Below are 18,471 nucleotides of genomic sequence, written 5' to 3' on the forward strand. Positions count from 1 at the left end.
ACGGCTTGCATCGCTCAGGGCGCTCATGGGCGACCGGAACGCATCGGCTAAAGCGTCATTCACTGCAACATCGATACATGCAAGGACTAACAACCGTGACCACGTCTTTCTCAAGTACGGTCGAACGCACAGGCGCCCAGTCCGGCGATCCGGTCGTCGCAGGAAACGACGGCGTTCTGGTCCTCGATGCCGCCCTGCGCTGCATCTCGGCCGACGCCACCTTCGCCCATCTCTTCGAACTGGATGCCGCGGCCCTTGCCAACCGCGCGCTCGCCGACACGCCGCTGCCCAAGCCGCTCGCGGCCGCGCTCGGCGAAGCCGCGGACGCCGCGCTCGCCGGTCACCGCTTAAGCCGTGCGCGGGTGACGTTCGATGACGATGCCGCCTCGCGCAGCTTCACCATTCTCGCGCTGCCATCGGCAGGGGCGGTGACGGTCGTGGTCTCGCCATCGGCCGATGCGTCGGAGGAAGTGGCGCCCGGCCGCATCGCGCATCTTCGGGCGGAGGCCGCGCTCTTCATGCGCGATCACGTGCTGTCCATCGTCTCGCATGACCTGCGCGGGCCGCTCAACGCCATTCACAGCTGGGGCTACGTGCTCGAACGCAAGGTCGACGCGAAAGATCCCGCCGCGCAACGCGCGCTGACGGGCATTCGCTCGGGCGTCGAGCAGCAGGTCAAGCTGATCGAGCAATCCGTCGATACCACGCGCGCCGAAACGCGTGCCGTCGCGCTCTCGCTGGCGCCGGTGGCCGTGCGTCCGCTGCTCGACAAGAGCGTCGCGCTCGCGCGTGCGAGCATTGCGCGCTCGCGTGGCATCAGCTTCGCGGTGGAGTCGTCGTTGGCCGAGGAGCAGGTCGAAGGCGATGCCGAGCGTCTCACTCAAATGCTTTGGCTCATGCTCACGTTCGCCGCGGAAGCGAGCGCGCGCGACGCGAGCGTGCAGGTGTCGAGCGTCATGGAGGGCGGCATGTGGCGCACGGACGTGCGCTTCACGACATCGGCGCAGGCGCTCACCGATGCGTCATCGCCGCACGCGCTCGAAGCGTTCGCGCGCAGGCAGGCGCTCGAGCCGCGCGAGGCCGGGCGCATTGCGTGGGGGCTCGCGCTCTGCAAGCGCGTTGCCGAGGCGCACGGCGGCGGCTTCGAGCACGCGAATATCGTCGACGGCCAGGAGGCCGTGCTGTCGGCGCGTATCGCGGTCGCAGGAATGTAAGTTGACTTTCGATTACCTGTCGCCCATATACTGACGCTTTCCATTTTCGAAGAGAGTTGCTTTGGCTCAGGTTGTCGCGCTCGTCGGCGCATTGTTGTTGGTCGCCCTCAACGGCTTCTTCGTTGCGGCGGAATTCGGCCTCGTCAAACTGAGGGCGACGCGCGTCAAGGCCATCGCGCGGACCAACGGCTTGCCCGGCCGCTTGCTCGCCAAAGTGCACGGGCAACTCGACGCCTATCTCTCCGCATGCCAGCTCGGCATCACGCTGGCATCGCTCGGCCTCGGCTGGATCGGCGAACCGGCATTCGCCGCGTTGCTGCATCCGCTGTTCGCGCTCGTCGGCGTGCATTCGGAGCAAGTGATCGAGTCCGTCTCGCTCTTCTTCGCGTTCTCCGTCATTTCGTTCCTGCATATCGTCGTCGGCGAGCTCGCGCCCAAGTCGTGGGCCATTCGCCGCGCGGAACAAGTGGGCTTGTGGCTCGCCACGCCGCTCTACGGTTTCTATTGGCTGATGTACCCGTTCATCTGGGTGCTGAACACCAGCGCGAATCTCGTGCTGCGGCTTTTCGGCATGTCCGCTGAGCACGGCCACGACGCGCAGTATTCGACCGACGAACTCAAGCTGATCCTGCGCGGCCGGCGTCATGGCGGCGCGTCGTCGTATAACGCGGACGAGTGGAACACCATCGCGCATTCGCTCGATTTCAGCCGCATGACGGTCTCCGATCTGATGCGGCCCGCGCACGAACTCGTCGGCCTGCGCAACGACTTGCCCGCTCGCGAGAATCTCGCGATCATCTCGCGGCATCGCTTCAGCCGCTATCCGCTGTATGCGGACGCTTCCGGTGAGCGCGTGATCGGCATGGTTCATCTGAAGGACTTGCTGCTGGATCGCGGGCTCGCGAGCCGCACGTTCAGCTTCAGCATCACGAAGGACGCGAGCAAGCTGGAGAAGCTCTCGCGGTATGCGCGGCCGGTGCAGTACGTCGCGCCGAATCTGTCCGCGCTCGAACTCTTCCGGCGCTTTCGCAAGGGCGCGCCGCATCTCGCCATCGTCGGCAGAAAGGGCGCGAAGCCGATCGGCTTCATCACGCTCGACAATTTGCTCGGCGCGCTCGTCGGCCAGATTCACGATGAATTCCGTCAGGGCGACGCGGACTGGTCGCGTATGGACGACGGCACGCTGATGGGCAAGGGCTCGTTGCCGGTGGTGTCGCTGGAACGTGCGCTCGGTATCGATATCGACGAAGGCCGCGCGGAGTCGGTCGGCGGGCTCGTCATCAACGCGCTGGGCGATCTGCCATCGGAAGGGCAGCGCGTGGGCTTCGACCACTTCGATATCGTCGTCAAGAAGATGAACGGGCCGAGAATCGTGCTCGTTCGCGTGTATCCCCGCGAAGAGGCGCTCGAAGGGGCCGAATAACGCATGGCCGCGAGCGGGCGCCCGCGGCCATCGCAACATCGACCTATCAACCGCCCGGAACGCCTTCCTCCACGAGCAACGCCACCGGCATCACGCCGAGCACGTCGCGCACGAACAACCGCTCGCCATCGGCCTTCGGCGCGTTGGGACTGAGCCAGTCGAAGAGCGCGCGCGAATGCAGCGCTTCCGGCAGCACGATCGACGTATCGCCCCAGACCGAAGGTTCGACCAGCGGCACATCGCGCTTATCGCCGAGCAACCGCGCCGCATGCCGCGTCGCGACGACGATCGCATACGCGCTGCCCGCATGCCGCGCATAGGCGATCACATGCTTCGCGTGTTCGCCCTGCACGGTGAGCGGCACGTAATCGCCCTGCGCGAACAGCGACTCGCAGTGCTTGCGCAGCGCCAGCGCGCGCCGCACGAGCCCGAGCTTCACGCGGCCGTCGCGCCAGTTTTCCATCTGCTCGGACGGCGGTCCTTTTTCGTCGATCTCTTCGAGCCACTTGCGGCGCAGCGCGTAGTCCACCGGACGCCGATTGTCCGGATCGACCAGACTGAAATCCCACAGCTCGGTGCCCTGATACAGGTCCGGCACGCCCGGCGACGTGAGCCGCAAGAGCGTCTGCTGGAAGCTGTCGATGGCGCCGAGCGGCCCGAGGCGCTCGACGAACTTCGATAGCTCCTGAAGAAAGCCGCTGCGGCGCTGCGGCGCGACGATATCGAACAGGAAGTCGCGGCACGCCTGCTCGTACGCTTCGTCGGGCGCGAACCAGCTCGTGCGCAGCTTGCCTTCGCGCAATGCCTTCAGCTGCCATTGCGCGACGCGTTCGGCGAGTTCCTGCACGCCCGCTTCGTCGTCCGGCGAGAGCGTGAGCGGCCAGCAGCCGACGAGCGTCTGATACAGCATCGATTCGGCGGCGGGACCGGGCGCCCAGTCGTGGCTGTCGCTCGTTTCGTTGTGGCCGCCGTTCGGCCCGCGCCGCAACGGCGCGTTCAGCGTGGACCACGCCTTCTGCGTCGCGGCCCATTCGTCGGGAATCTCGCTCAATGCGGCGATGCGCGCGCGCACGTCCTCGCCGCGCTTGTGGTCGTGCGTCGCGGTGCAGAGCATCGCGTGCGGGAAGGAGGCAAGCCGCTCGCGATTGGCCTTGTGGAACTCTTCGAGCGACAGCGAAAACTCGCCCGGATCGGCGCCCACTTCGTTGCGCGAGATGAGGCGGCCATAGCGATAGCACGCGGTGTCCTCGACCGCCTTCGCCGCGACAGGCGAGGTGAGTTGCGAGAACAGCGTCTGCGCCGCGCGCCGCTGCGATCCTGCGGATGCCTGCGGGTTCTGATTCGGGTTCTGGCCTTGCCCCGCGTGAACCTGCGCGTGATTGCGGTCGCGATTGCGTTCGGCTGCGCGATCCCGCTGACGGTCGTTCTTGTCGCCGCGCTCGTGTTGCGCGCCGTCGTCGGGCAGCTTGCCGCCGAGCCATTGCGCGACCTGATCGAGAATCTGATGATCCGCAGGCGCCAGCGACGCGCGCGCGGCTTCGAGTGCCTGCGAGAAGTAGCGTTCATCCTCGGGACTGCGCACGCCGCCGACCGGATAAATGCGATACACCGGGAAATGCACGACGAGTTCCGCCACCACGCGGCGAATCGACGTGAACGTGTAGTCGCGCGTGGTCTGCGCATCGCGTGCAATGCGATGCAGCGCCCGCGTCACGCGATCCAGTTCCGCCGACAGGTTCTCCGCGAGAATCTTGCGGCGCGCGATCAGCGCCTCGTCCGCGAATTCGCTGCTCTTGCCCGTGATCTCGGCCCACAGCGCGGCAAGCGGCTCCGCGCCCGCCGGATCATGCAGGAGCGCGCCGACGTCGTTCATGAAGTCGTAGCCGGTCGTGCCGTCCACCTGCCAGTCGCGGCGCAACGGCTCGCCGCGCGCCAGAATCTTTTCGACGACGAAATACGTGTGGCCATTGCCGTTGCGCAACGCTTCGGGCCGCTCCGCCGACAGTTCTTCGAGCCGCGCGCGCAGGCGCTGGCAATACTCGCGCGGTTCCGCGAGACCATCGACGTGATCGATCCGAACGCCGTCGATCAGCCCTTCCGTGAAGAGCCGGAAAATCAGCGCATGCGATGCCTCGAACACTTCCGGCCGCTCGACGCGCACGCCGCCCAGCGTGCTCACGTCGAAGAAGCGCCGCCAGTTCACTTCGTCCGCTGCCGTGCGCCACCATGCGAGCCGGTAGTGCTGGCGCTCCAGCAGCCGGTGCAGACGCTCGCGGCCCGCCGGCGTTTCCGGCGAATGCGCGGCGAGCACCGCTTTGATCGCGGCCCGGCCGCCTTCCGTGTTCGCGATGGTCACGAGCGCCGTGCGCGCGTCGGCGGCGCGCGGCTGATCGACGGGCTGCGTCGTCAGGCCGGCGAAGCGTTGCGCAAGCTCGGGCGCTTCCTGAAGCACGGCGGGGTAATCCACCGGACACACCGGGAACACATGCGAGTAATACTCGATGACGAAGCGCCCTTCCTCCTGACGATACGCGAGCTTGATCTTGCCGCCTTGCAGCTCTTCGCCGTAGGCCGCGCCGAGAAAAGGCGCGAGCACCTTGCCGCGCAGCGCGGGATCGGGCGAGTGCCAGTCGACATCGAAGAAGCGCGCATGCGCCGCGTGGCGTCCCCATTCGAGGATGTCCTGCCACCACGCGTTCTCCGATCCGCCGACGCCCATGTGGTTCGGCACGACATCGACGATCAAGCCCATGTCATGTGCGCGCAGTTTTTCGACGAAGCGGCGCAAGCCTTCCTCGCCGCCGAGCTCGGGGTTGACCTTCGTGTAGTCGACGGTGTCGTAGCCGTGCGTGGAACCGGAGGTCGCGGTCGTGATCGGCGACGCATACGCGTGGCTCACCCCGAGCGACGCGAAGTAGTCCACTTGCGCGGCGGCGTCGTCGAAGGTGAAGTCCTTGTGAAGCTGAAGCCTTAGCGTGGAGCGCGGTACGGTCATGGTGTTTCGGATTTGGGTGTGTCTGAGTTGTCAGGGCGCACGGCGCGCTTGCGGGCTGAATCGACGGCGAGCAGACGGTCGCGGAACGCATCGTCGTTCATCATCTCGTCCACCGGCAGCGCGAGACGCCGCCTCCAGTTCGGATGCTCGTCGATGGAACCGGGCAGATTCGGCTGCTCCACGAGTCCGAGCAGGTCTTCGAGCGGATACGTGACGAGCGGCGCGGGCGTCATGCCGACGAAGGCCAACGCCTCGTCCACCGGCGCGTTGTGGACGGAAGGCGGCGGCACGTCTTTCGGCGCAATGCCGGCTTCCTGAAACGCCTGCCACAGATGCCCGCGATCGACGCCGCGCTCTTCCATCGCCGCCTCGACCGGATCGCGGCCATCGGCGCGCGCCATCGTCTGGCCGATCTTCGAGCGCCATTCGATGTCTTCGCCGCGCCACCATCCGTTGACGGTCGGCAGGTCGTGCGTCGTCGTCGTTGCCGTCACGCCATCGCTCCATTCGCCCGGCGGCTTGAATCCTTCGCCATCCTGAGCACGTTCGAACCAGAGTACTCGTATGCCTAGCAAACCCTGCTCCTGCAAGCGCTCGCTGAAGCCCGGCGGCACGGTGCCGAGGTCTTCGCCGACCACGATCGCGCGATGCCGCCACGATTCCAGCGCGATCAGCCGCAACAGGTCTTCGAACGGATAGCGCAGATAGGCGCCGTCTTTCGCGCTCTCGCCTTCGGGCACGAGCCAAAGGCGGCGCAGCCCGAGAATATGGTCGATGCGAATGCCGCCCGCGTGCGCGAACGCGGCGCGCAGCATGTCGATGAACGCGGCGAAGCCCTGCATGCGCATGGCGCGCGGCGAGAACGTCGTGAGTCCCCACGACTGCCCGGCCTGATTGAAGAGATCGGGCGGAGCGCCGACGGACACGCCGGTCAGCATGTCGTCGCGATACGACCATGCGTGACTGCCCGCGCTGTCGCAGCCGACCGCGAGATCCGCCACGAGACCGACCGCCATGCCGGCATCGCGCGCGGCGTGCTGGGCGTGCGCGAGTCCCTTGGCCGCGAGCCATTGCGTGAAAAGATAGAAGTCCACTTCGCGCCGATGCGCCTCGGCGAACGCGGTCACCGCTTCGCTGCGCGGGTCGCGCAGTTCCTCGGGCCAGTTGCGCCAGTGACCTTCGCCGTTCTGCGCGATCTGTTCGGCTTGCAGCGCCTCGAAGCGCGCGTGGTCTAACAGCGCGCGGCCGCCTTTCTCGACAAACGATGCGAAGTCCTTCGCAAAGGGCGAATCGTCGTCTTGCGAGAAGCCGTCGAAGAGGGCGCGCAGCACGGCCACGCGCGCTTGCATCAAACGCGGCCAGTCGATCAGCGGCAGTCCTTCGAGCGCGGCGAGTTCATCGGCGACGCCGGCTTTCTCGATCGCGGCGCGCGCAGCCGGCGCGCCGAGCACGGCGGCCGGATCGATATGCGCGATGTTGACGAAGAGCCGCGACGACGGCGAGTACGGGCTGCACTTGTTCGGCTCGGCGGTGAACATGGCGTGCATCGGGCTGATGGCGAGCGCGTGGCTGCCTTGCTTCGCCGCCTGCGTCGCGAGCGATGCGAGCGCGGTGAAGTCGCCCACGCCGCCGTCGCCGTTGCGGCGCAAGCCATACACTTGCGCGGCGATGCCCCAGAGCGGCGGCGCGACTTGAGCGTCGTCGGCGTCGTCATGCAACGCGCGCCATGCGTCATCGACCGTATAGCAGCGCGTCGGCGCGACGGCGAGCGTCGTGCGATGGTCGTTGATGACGAGCGTGTGATAGCCCGGCTCGGCAATCGGCGCGAGCAGCGCGGTCTCGCCTTTGGGCGACGTGAAGCGCCCGTCGATGATCTCGCCGTTCTCCAGCTCGACGCGATAACGCGCGCCCGACTTGGCCGCCGCCGCCGGCAGCGCGATGCCGCGATCCACTTCCGCCGTGATGAGCGGCGGCAGCTTGCGGCCGCTCATTTCGGCATCGACGGCCGCCATGCTCTGCTTGATCTGCGTGGCGTTGCCGCACGGCAGGCCGAGCTTTTCGAGCAGGATGCGCAGCGTGTTTTCCGGCACGCGCTGCGTCTTCTTGTGCGCGTCCTGCCACTCGACTTCGAAACCCGCGCGCTCGGCGAGGGTTTCGATCGACGAGCGCGGGCGCTCACTTTTGCCTTGATTCGCGGCGCTCACGAGCGTTGTCCTTCAGTCGGTTCGAAGCGGCGCGCGTCGTGCGCGGTCGCGTATTCGTTCACTTCGCCGGTCAGCCACGCGACGAACGTGCGGCCGCCTAGTTCACCCTTGGCCGTGCGATCCTGCGCGCGCGGCGGCGTTTCGAAGATCACCTTGCCCTGTGGTGCATCGGAAGGCGAGTCGGAAAGGGCGACGGGCGCATCGGCCAGATTCAGCGCGATGGTGAGCGTCTCGCCGTCGCCGAGCTTCCAGCGCGCGACGAGCGCCTTCTCGCCGAGCACGTTCGCGCCGAGCGCCTTCGCGCCCTTCAGACGCGGCGTGATGAGCTTCGCGCGCACCGTCAGCCCCGAGCGATAGAAATGCAGCCATTCGAGGCGATCGAGTTCGTCTTCCTTGTTCGCGATGTTCGGCGACGACATCTCGAAGGTGCGCTTGTCGTTCGGATCGGGAATCTGCGCACGGCGCTTTTCATCCGTGAACGCGGAGAACTTCGCGAATTCCTTGCGACGTCCTTCGCGCACGGCGTCGGCAAGTTCATCGTGATAGTCGGTGAAGAACAGGAACGGTTGCTTCGAGCCGTATTGTTCTTCCATGAAAAGCATCGGAATCTGCGGCGATAGCAGCAAAAGGCCGGTGGCCGCATAGAGCGATTCGTCGTCGGTCAGCGCGCGCAGGCGATCGCCCATCGCGCGGTTGCCGACCTGATCGTGATTCTGCAGAAACATGACGAAGGCCGTGGGCGGCAAGTGACCGCTCGGCTCGCCGCGCGGCGCGCCGTCGTGGATCGGCGACGGATCGCCCTGATACACGAAGCCTTCGGACAGCACGCGCGCGAGCTTCTGAATGGGCTCTTCCGCATACGCGCCGTAGTAGCTTTCGTTTTCGCCCGTGAGCAGCACGTGCAGCGTGTTGTGCGCGTCGTCGCTCCACTGCGCGTTGAAGTGGTTCTCGAGCAGGCTCGCCGTGTTGTGCTCGTTCTCCAGCACAAGATGCACGTGACGCCCTGCCTCAACGGAACTGCGCACGCGGTCCGCGAGCTCGCGCAGCCATTCGTCGTCGTTGATCGCATGCACCGCGTCGAGGCGCAGGCCATCGAAACGGTACTCGTTGAGCCAGTACAGTGCGTTGTCGAAGAAGAAGTCGCGCACTTGTGGACGTTCGAAGTCGATCGCCGGGCCCCACGGCGTGTTCACGCCTTCGCGGAAGAAGGTCTTCGCGTAGGCGTGCAGATAGTTGCCGTCCGGGCCGAAGTGGTTATAGACGACATCGAGAAAGACCATCAGACCCAAGCCGTGCGCGGTGTCGATCAGTTGCTTGAGTTCCTCCGGACGGCCATACGCGGAATCGGGCGCATACGGCAGCACGCCGTCATAGCCCCAGTTGCGCGTGCCGGAAAAGTCGTTCAACGGCATCAGTTCGATAGCCGTGACGCCGAGTTGCGCGAGTTCCGGCAGACGCGCGGTGACGCCCGCGTAACCGCCCATCGCGCCGACGTGCAGTTCGTAGAGCACGGTCTCTTCCCACGGCCGGCCGTGCCAGTTGGTATTCGTCCAGCGATAGGCGCGCGGATCGACCACTTCGCTCGGACCGTGCACGTCTTGCGGTTGAAAGCGCGATGCCGGATCGGGCACGGCGAGGTCCGCATCAAGACGATAGCGATACAGCGTGCCTGCGCCGCCATCGGCTTCGGCTTCGAACCATCCGTCGCCGGCCGGCTGCATGTCGACGAGGTCGGGCGTCGTGTTGCCGGGGCGTTGAATCTCCACTTGAACGTGGTCGCGCGAAGGCGCCCAGAAGCGAAAGCGCGTGCGCGGATTGTCGCCCGCCGCGCCGGTGAGATGCGCGCCGAAAGGAAGGCAATGCGCGTGTTGATGCTGATGAGGATCGATCGGACGTTCGGACATGATTGAGTGCCAGGTTTGCTTGTCGCATTGCCTACGGTGGAGCGTGCCGCGCGAGCCTCGACGTCGTGCGTCCGACGTGGCGCTACTGCGTCGAATCGGTCTCGTGTGGCCGGTTCGACGGCAACGTGCCGGGGTCCGGCGGCAGCGCGGTCAGAAGTCGCGGGCCCTGATGCGCGCCCGCCATCCAGACAGCCTGCCAGTCCGCTTGGCCCGACGGCTGCGCCAGCAGCACGACGATGCTATGCGCTTCCAGCTGCAGTTCGCTGCCCACGAGCGGCCGTTCGACGGCGTCAGGTTCCGCGCTGTCTAGCAGCACGTTCCATTCCAAGTGCGGCGCGGGCGGCGCGAACGCGAGCGGGGTCGCGGAGCCGTTGATCATGATGAGGATGACGTCGATTTCGCTGTGGATGCCGGGTCCCGCGCGACGCAAAGTCAACGCGCGGCCTTCGGGGTCCTGCCACGCTTCGATGGCGAGCGCGTTGCCGCGTTCGTCGAACCAACTGACGTCGTAGAGGCCCGGCAGTACTTCGCGGTCGCCGTAGAGAAAGCGCGTTTCGCGCAGCACCGGGTATTTTTTGCGCAGCGCGATGACGCGCGCGACGAACTCCGTCATCTCCACGCCGCGCGGGCTTTGCGCCGCGTCCCAGTCCATCCACGACAACTCGTTGTCCTGACAGTACGCGTTGTTGTTGCCGCGCTGCGTGCGCAGGAATTCGTCGCCGCCCAGGATCATCGGCGTGCCGAGCGAGAGCAGCGTCGTCGCGATCATCGAACGCGCGAGACGCGTGCGGATGCCGAGGATCTTCGGGTCGTCGGTCGGGCCTTCCACGCCCCAGTTCGCGCTGCAGTTCTCGTTGTGGCCGTCGTTGTTGCCTTCCTGATTCGCTTCGTTGTGCTTGTGCGTATAGGCGGTCACGTCGGCGAGCGGGAAGCCGTCATGCGATGCGACGAAATTGACCGATGCCCACGGCTTGCGAAAACGCCTGTTGAAGAGTTCCGCCGAGCCCGTGAGACGCGCGGCGAGATCGGGCCGCATGCCGGCGTCGCCGCGCCAGAAGCGCCGCACGCCGTCGCGGAACTTGTCGTTCCATTCCGCGAAGCCCGGCGGATGATTGCCGACCTGATAGCCGTCCGGCCCGATATCCCACGGCTCGGAAATCAGCTTGCGCGTGGAGAGAATCGGGTCTTGGCGGATGGCGTCGAAGAAGCCTGAGCCCGGATCGAAGCCATGACCTTCGCGCCCAAGCGTGACGCCGAGATCGAAACGGAAGCCGTCGATGTTGAACGCGGTGCACCAGTAGCGCAGCGAATCCATCACCATTTGCAGCACGCGCGGATGCGAAAGATTCACCGTGTTGCCGCAGCCGGTCTCGTTGATGTAATGCCGTTCGTCGCCGGGAATCAGACGATAATAGCTGGCATTGTCGAGCCCGCGCCACGACAGCGTCGGCCCGAGTTCGCTGCCTTCGCAGGTGTGGTTGTAGACGACATCGAGTATGACTTCGATGCCTGCCGCATGCAGTTGCCGCACGGCGATGCGCAATTCGTTGAGCCGATGCGTCGACAGATACGTGGGCTCGGGCGCGAAGAACGCGGCGGTGTTATAGCCCCAGTAATTGCGCAGTCCGCGCTCGATGAGGAAGCGGTCGTTCAGAAACGCGTGCACCGGCAGGAACTCGACGGCGGTGATGCCGAGCTTCTGCAAATGCTCGATGAACCACGGCGAGGAGAGCGCCGCGAACGTGCCGCGTTCGTGCTGACGAATATCGCCGCGCAGCATGGATGCGCCGCGCACGTGCGTTTCGTAGATGATGGTTTCGCCCCAGGGCGTATCGGGGCGCACGTCGCGGGACCAGTCGAAGGCGTCGTCGGTGACGATGCACTTGGGCATCGCGGGCGCGGAATCGCGGCGATCCATCGACATGTCGAGCCGGTTCGAATGCACGCGATAACCGAAGAGCGCATCGGACCATCGCCACGGGCCGACGAGCTTCTTCGCGTACGGATCGAGCAGCAGCTTGTGCGGATTGAAGCGATGCCCGTGCTGCGGCTGATACGGCCCGTGCGCGCGAAAGCCGTACACGGTGCCGGGATGCGCGCCCGGCAGATAGCCGTGCCAGATTTCGTCGGTGCATTCGGGCAGGTCGAAGCGCATCAGCTCCTTGCGGCCGGTGCTGTCGAAGAGACACACCTCGATGCGGTGCGCATTCGACGAGAACACGGCGAAGTTGACGCCCAAACCGTCCCAGTTGGCTCCGAGCGGGTACGGAGCGCCCGGGAGCAACTTTTCGGGGAGTGCGTTCGGCATAATTGGTTTTTTGAGCTTCGCTCAGGGGTACTTGGTTTCTTTGTCGGGGAACTTGATTTCTTGTCGGTCTATTAGCGTTGCCCCTCCCCGGGGCGGGGGTTACTTTCTTTGCTGCTGCAAAGAAAGTAACCAAAGAAAGCAGCTTTTTTTAGCCCGAAGCAGTAACAGTGTGGTCACTCCGCAGCAAGTCATTGGCACTCAGTTTGAACCAACCCTGAATCACCCTCCACGCCCACTGAACACCACGTCCTCCGAGCCCCTTGGCTCGTCAAAACCTTCGGGAACATCGCGCATGTCGTTCCTCTCACGTTGCCCAGGCTAATCCGTGTAGCACGCGACTGCCTCCAACGCCTGAAATGGAATCCGCGCGACAGATGCTGCACGCGCCGAGCCGGACAAGCACGCAATGTAGTTCAACACAGGCACTTTCTTCTTCCATGCGACACGCGAAAACACGCGTTGGTGTTAACGAGCCAAGGGGCTCGGAGGACGTGGTGCTCAGCTGGCGCGGAAGGTGATTCAACGCTGTATCCAGCTGAGTGCCACGGTCTCTCTGCGAAGTGACTACCTTTTCAGTGCTGCGGGCCCAGAAAAAAGCTGCTTTCTTTGGTTACTTTCTTTGCATGGGACCAGAGTACGGCGCTAAAGCGCCTACTCTGGTCGACAGCCAAGAAAGTGACCCCCGCCCCGGGGAGGGGCAACGCCAATAGACCGACGCGAAAACAAGTTCCCCGAAAAAGCGCAGCAGGCAAAAGCAAAAGTTCTAATCAGCCCGCAAAACGATAGCAGCCAAAGGAGGCAAAGTCAGTGCAGCAGACTGCGGCTTCCCATGACTAGGATGGTCATCGGCATGAATAACGCCCCCATTCCCCGTATTGGACCCGCCATAAATGGCCGCATCCGAATTAAGGATCTCACTCCAGCGCCCGCCGCGCGGCAACCCTACGCGATACCCATGCCGCGGCACCGGCGTCATGTTGCATATGACCACGAGTTCGCGCCCCTCGGCATCCGTGCGCCGAAACGCAAAGACGCTATTGCCATTGTCATCGCCGACAATCCACTCGAAGCCGCGCGGATCGCTATCGAGCTTATGCAGCGCAGGCTCATGCGCATAGAGCATGTTCAGATCGCGCACGAGCTTTTGCAGGCCGCCGTGCATCGCGTCATCGAGCAAATGCCAGTGCGGCGACTGGTCGTGATTGAACTCCGCGACCTGGCCGAACTCTCCGCCCATGAAGAGCAGCTTCTTGCCCGGATGCGTCCACATAAAGCTCAAATACGCGCGCAGATTCGCGAACTTCTGCCAACGGTCGCCCGGCATCTTGCCGATGAGCGATCCCTTGCCATGCACCACTTCATCGTGCGATAGCGGCAGCACGAAGCGCTCGGAATACGCGTACACCATGCCGAACGTGAACAGGTGATGGTGATACTGCCGGTACACCGGATCTTCCTGCATGTAGTGCAGCGTGTCGTGCATCCAGCCCATGTTCCACTTGAAGTCGAAACCGAGTCCGCCGCTATCGACGCTCGCCGTCACGCCCGGCCACGCCGTCGATTCTTCCGCAATCGTGATCGCGCCCGGAATGTGCCGCACTTCCTGATTCAGCCGCTTCAGAAACGCAATCGATTCGAGATTCTCGCGGCCGCCATAGATGTTCGGCACCCACTCGCCCGCTTTGCGCGAATAGTCGCGATACAGCATCGATGCAACCGCATCGACACGCAGTCCATCGACGTGATAACGCTTCAGCCACGCGAGCCCCGATGCGATCAGGAACGCGCTCACCTCGTTGCGGCCGAGGTTGTAGATCATCGTGTTCCAGTCCTGGTGATACCCCTCGCGCGGATCGGCATGCTCGTAAAGCGGCGTGCCGTCGAACTGAATGAGACCATGCGCGTCGTTCGGAAAATGCGCCGGCACCCAGTCGATAATCACGCCGAGCCCCGCCTCATGCGCACGGTTCACGAACTCCGCGAACTGCTCCGGCGTGCCAAAGCGCGCGGACGGTGCGAACTGGCCGAGCGGCTGATAGCCCCACGATCCGCCGAACGGATGCTCCGCGACCGGCATGAACTCGATATGCGTGAAGCCCATGCCTTTCGCGTACGGAATGAGGCGCTCGGCGAGTTCGTGCCAGTTCATGCCGCGATTGCCTTCTTCCGGCACGCGCAGCCACGATTCCGCATGCGCTTCGTAAATCGCGATCGGCGCCTGTGGCGTCTGCTTGCCGGCGCGCGAGTTCATCCATTCGGCGTCGGTCCATGCGTAATGGTCGATGGCATCCGCATCCGCCACCACCGATGCCGTCGAAGGCGGCTTCTCGCTTTGCATCGCGCACGGATCGGCCTTCAGCGGCAGCGTGTAGCCCTCGCGCGCGACGATCTCGTACTTGTAGCGCGTGCCCGCGCCGATGCCCGGAATGAACAACTCCCACACGCCCGCGTTATGACGCAGACGCATCGGATGGCGGCGTCCGTCCCACGTATTGAAGTCGCCGACCACCGACACGCGCCGCGCATTCGGCGCCCACACCGCGAAGCGCACGCCCGCCACGCCGCCATGCGTGATCGGCCGCGAGCCGAGACATTCGAGCACCGCGTACGGATCGGCTTGCGACAGGCGATGCAGCCATTCATCGGATAGCACGGGGCCGAACGAATAGGGATCGTGTGTCTCCTGCGGCGTGCCGTGCCAGTCGATCAGAAGCCGGTAAGCCGTGGGCCGCTCGATAAATCCCGCGAAAAGACCCGCATCGTGAATGCGCGTGAGCGTCCCGAGCGGCTCGCCGCTGCCCGCATCGAGCACGCTCACGCCGGCCGCGTTCGGCAGAAACACGCGCACGACATAGCCGTGCTCGGTCTGATGCAGGCCGAGCATCGAGAACGGATCGGGATGCCGCGCCTCGACGAGCGCATCGATGTCGAGCGGATTCAGGCCGTGGGCCGGATTCCTCGTATCCGCGCCCGGATCGCTACGGTTATTCATGGTGAGTTCCATCCGGATTGTCCTTGGTTACATCGAACACGGGCCGCGTGCCGGGCGCGGGCGGCTCGCCCGTGTCGCCGAGCAGGCGGCTCGCGAGCGACGCGAGGCCCCGCAGCGGAAGACCGATCCACGTCGGCCGGTTCGCCGCTTCATAGCGGATTTCGTAAGCGGCCTTCTCGATCAGGAAGAGATCGAGCAGCGCAGGCAACACGCTCTCGCCCGCAATCGGTTCGGGCGACGACGCAATTGCTTCGCGGTATTGCCGCATGAAGCTCTCTTCCGCGACGGCGCGCATGCGTTCGAACAGCGCGCGCTTGCGGTCGGCCGTTTGCGCGGGCGCGGCTTCGGTGGTCGGCTGCGCGGCGGCGCTCGCATACGACAGCGAACGCAAGAGACCGGCCACGTCGCGCAGCGGGCTCGTCTTCTTGCGACGCTCTTCGAGCGTGCGCGCGGGCTCGCCTTCGAAGTCGATGAGATAGGCGTCGCCCTGCGCCATCAACACCTGACCGAGGTGGAAGTCGCCGTGGATGCGAATGCACAACGCATCGGCGTCGGACGTCACCAGCTGCTTTACCGCTTCAATGAGCTTCTCGCGGCGGTCCAGCAGGCTTTGCGCGAGGAAGCGGTCGTGCTCGTTGAAGCCGCCGATCTTCTGCGCGAGGATATCGAGCGCGCTGGTGAGCAGTTGCAGCGTGCCGTCGATCCAGCCTTGCACGTCTTCGGCCGTCGCGCGACGCGGCGAGAACGCTTCGTCGTCGGTCGGCGTGGCGAGCGCGACGTGCAATTCACCCAGCCGCTTGCCGATGATCCCGATGATGTTGCCGTAGCCTTCGAAGCCGTTCAATTGAGCGCTGTGATCCGGCTTGCTCTCTTCGGTATCGACCGTGACGGCAAGCTCGTCGACCACGCGGCGCAGATAGTCGAGCGCGTAGTTCCACGCATCGCCTTGATTGTCGACGAAGCCTTGCAGAATCACGAGCGTATGCGGCACGCCTTGCGGATCGACGCGTACCACTTCGCCATACAGCGGGCCGGTGTTCGCATAGCCGAGCTTCGTCAGATAGCGGCTCATCTCCGCTTCCGGATGAATGCCGCCGACCACGCGCCGCACCAGCTTCAGCACGATCTTGTCGCCGATCACGAGCGAACTGTTGCTCTGTTCCGCCGCGAGCCAGCGAATTTCGGGCGGCGACGCGGGGTTCATGTCGAGCGTAGCGAAGCGTTCGGTCGGCAAGAAGCGGATCTCGCTCTTCTGCACGGTCGGCACCACGGCGCGCTGCGCGAGCTTCTGCAAGATGCCGTAGGTGAATTGCGGCACCGCGAACGCATCCGTGATGTGCCCGATCGTGCGGCCGCGCCGCACGCGCGCGAGCGCAAGCTGCATGTAGAGCGGCGACGTCGTTTCCGTGCCCCATGCAATGGAAAGCGGCAACACATAGCGTTCGGTGTGATCGCCGACGTCGGCTTCGATTTCGGTGAACGCGAAGCCCGCGCCTTCTATCGTCGTGAGCGCGGCGAGGCGCACCGCATGCAGCTGCTGATCTTTCGATGCAAACCAGCGGCGCTTGCTGAGATAGCTCGGCAGCACTTCCGATTCGAGCAGACGCACGTTCTCGGGCGTCGGTCCCGTTTGCCCTGCGCGAATCACCATGGTGACGAACTCCGGTAACTGCTCCGACGGTGCCTGCGACCATGCGGGGCGCATGTTGCCGGGGCAAAGCTGGAACCACAAGAAGCCGTAAGGCGGGAAGGTCAGCAGATAGGTGAGCTGACCGATGGCGGGGAAGGGCTGATCCGCCGTCATTTCGAGCGGCACGGAGCCCGCGAATTCCGACAAATCGAGCTCCACCGCTTGCGGCGCGCGCGAAAGATTCGCGACGCAGAGAATAGGCGGCTCGCCCTTCAGTTCACGCAGATACGCGAGAATCTTGCGGTTGCTCGGCTTCAGGAAGCGAATGGTGCCGCGTCCGAACGCATGCTTCGAGCGGCGCACCGCGAGCATCTTGCGCGTCCAGTTCAAAAGCGAATGCGGGTCGCGGCTTTGCGCTTCGACGTTGATCGCGTCGTAGCCGTAGAGCGAGCCCATCACCGGCGGCAGCACGAGTTGTTCGGGATCGGCGCGCGAAAAGCCGCCGTTGCGATCCGACGACCATTGCATCGGCGTGCGCACGCCGTCGCGGTCGCCCAGGTGAATGTTGTCGCCCATGCCGAGCTCGTCGCCGTAATAGATGACGGGCGTGCCCGGCATCGAAAAGAGCAGCGAATTGATGAGCTCGATACGGCGGCGGTCGCGCTCCATCAGCGGCGCGAGACGCCGGCGAATGCCGAGATTCAGGCGCGCGCGGCGGTCGCTCGCGTACGTGTTCCACAAGTAATCGCGCTCGGAATCCGTGACCATTTCCAGCGTGAGTTCGTCGTGGTTGCGCAAGAAGATCGCCCACTGATTCGTTTCGGCGAGGTCCGGCGTCTGCCGCATGATGTCGGTGATCGGGAAGCGGTCTTCGCTTGCAATCGACATGTAGATGCGCGGCATCAGCGGGAAGTGGAACGCCATGTGGCATTCGTCTTCGTCGCCGAAATACTCCTTCACGTCTTCCGGCCACTGGTTCGCTTCGGCGAGCAGCATGCGGTTCGGATACTCGGCGTCAATGGTCGCGCGAATCTGCTTCAGGATGGCGTGCGTCTCGGGCAGATTCTCGTTGTTGGTGCCTTCGCGCTCGACGAGATACGGCACCGCGTCCAGCCGCAGACCGTCGATGCCCATGTCGAGCCAGAAGCGCATGATTTGCAGCACTTCCTTCATCACGGCCGGATTGTCGAAGTTCAAATCCGGCTGGTGCGAATAGAAGCGGTGCCAGTAGTACTGACCCGCGACGGGATCATGCGTCCAGTTCGAAGGCTCGGTGTCGATGAAGATGATGCGCGTCTCTTCGTACTTCTTGTCGGTATCGGACCACACGTAGTAGTTGCGGTGATTCGATCCCGGCTTCGCGCGGCGCGCGCGCTGAAACCACGGATGCTGGTCCGACGTGTGATTGATGACCAGTTCCGTGATGACGCGAATGCCGCGCGCGTGCGCTTCCTGAATGAAGCGTTTGACATCGGCGATGGTGCCGTAATCCGGATGCACGTTCCGATAATCGGCGATGTCGTAACCGTCGTCACGGCGCGGCGAGGGATAGAACGGCAGCAGCCAGATGGCGTCGACGCCGAGCTCCGCGATGTAATCCAGCTTCGCGAGCAGGCCCGGGAAGTCGCCGATGCCGTCGTTGTTCGCATCGAAGAACGACTTGATGTGCACCTGATAGATGATCGCGTCCTTGTACCACAGCGGATCGTCGCTGAGAGTCGACGACTTCTTGCTGCGCTTCACCCTTGTATCCACGGTTTGCTCCAGTACTCTTGTAGGCGCTTCTCGCGCTGTTATCGGT

Annotated in this window: 8 protein-coding genes; 2 read left to right on the plus strand and 6 right to left on the minus strand. The window is 64.5% G+C overall.

The features are described from left to right. Positions 1-95 precede the first annotated feature (95 nt). Together HWX53_RS11290 and HWX53_RS11295 are read left to right on the plus strand one after the other, a co-directional pair. Complete coding sequence (locus tag HWX53_RS11290; RefSeq protein WP_175940934.1) at positions 96-1,214, plus strand: HAMP domain-containing sensor histidine kinase; 1,119 nt, start codon at positions 96-98, stop codon at positions 1,212-1,214. Positions 1,215-1,275: 61 nt separating this feature from the next. Beyond that, on the plus strand, positions 1,276-2,637 hold the full coding sequence (locus HWX53_RS11295; protein WP_175940935.1) for a hemolysin family protein: 1,362 nt from the start codon (positions 1,276-1,278) through the stop codon (positions 2,635-2,637). 46 nt (positions 2,638-2,683) lie between these two features. Here the strand turns inward: HWX53_RS11295 and treY are convergent, their stop codons facing one another. The 6 genes from treY to treS form a co-directional block, all read right to left on the minus strand. Beyond that, the gene (treY, locus tag HWX53_RS11300) at positions 2,684-5,632 is read right to left on the minus strand and encodes a malto-oligosyltrehalose synthase (RefSeq protein WP_175940936.1); all 2,949 of its coding nucleotides are present in this window, start codon (positions 5,630-5,632) and stop codon (positions 2,684-2,686) included. Next, complete coding sequence (malQ, locus tag HWX53_RS11305; RefSeq protein ID WP_175940937.1) at positions 5,629-7,836, minus strand: 4-alpha-glucanotransferase; 2,208 nt, start codon at positions 7,834-7,836, stop codon at positions 5,629-5,631. Before malQ ends, treY begins: the two co-directional genes overlap by 4 nt. Next, positions 7,833-9,740, minus strand: coding sequence for a malto-oligosyltrehalose trehalohydrolase (gene treZ, locus HWX53_RS11310; RefSeq protein ID WP_175940938.1), 1,908 nt, complete (start codon positions 9,738-9,740; stop codon positions 7,833-7,835). The genes malQ and treZ overlap by 4 nt, the downstream gene beginning before the upstream one ends. A gap of 82 nt (positions 9,741-9,822) precedes the next feature. Next, the gene (gene glgX / locus HWX53_RS11315; RefSeq protein ID WP_175940939.1) at positions 9,823-12,048 is read right to left on the minus strand and encodes a glycogen debranching protein GlgX; all 2,226 of its coding nucleotides are present in this window, start codon (positions 12,046-12,048) and stop codon (positions 9,823-9,825) included. 763 nt (positions 12,049-12,811) lie between these two features. Further along, positions 12,812-15,040, minus strand: coding sequence for a 1,4-alpha-glucan branching protein GlgB (gene glgB, locus HWX53_RS11320; RefSeq protein WP_175940940.1), 2,229 nt, complete (start codon positions 15,038-15,040; stop codon positions 12,812-12,814). Beyond that, the gene (gene treS, locus HWX53_RS11325) at positions 15,033-18,425 is read right to left on the minus strand and encodes a maltose alpha-D-glucosyltransferase (protein ID WP_241269961.1); all 3,393 of its coding nucleotides are present in this window, start codon (positions 18,423-18,425) and stop codon (positions 15,033-15,035) included. The genes glgB and treS overlap by 8 nt, the downstream gene beginning before the upstream one ends. Positions 18,426-18,471 lie beyond the last annotated feature (46 nt).

Origin of the sequence: Caballeronia sp. BCC1704 (genome assembly GCF_902833455.1) — a bacterium.
Lineage (GTDB): Bacteria > Pseudomonadota > Gammaproteobacteria > Burkholderiales > Burkholderiaceae > Caballeronia.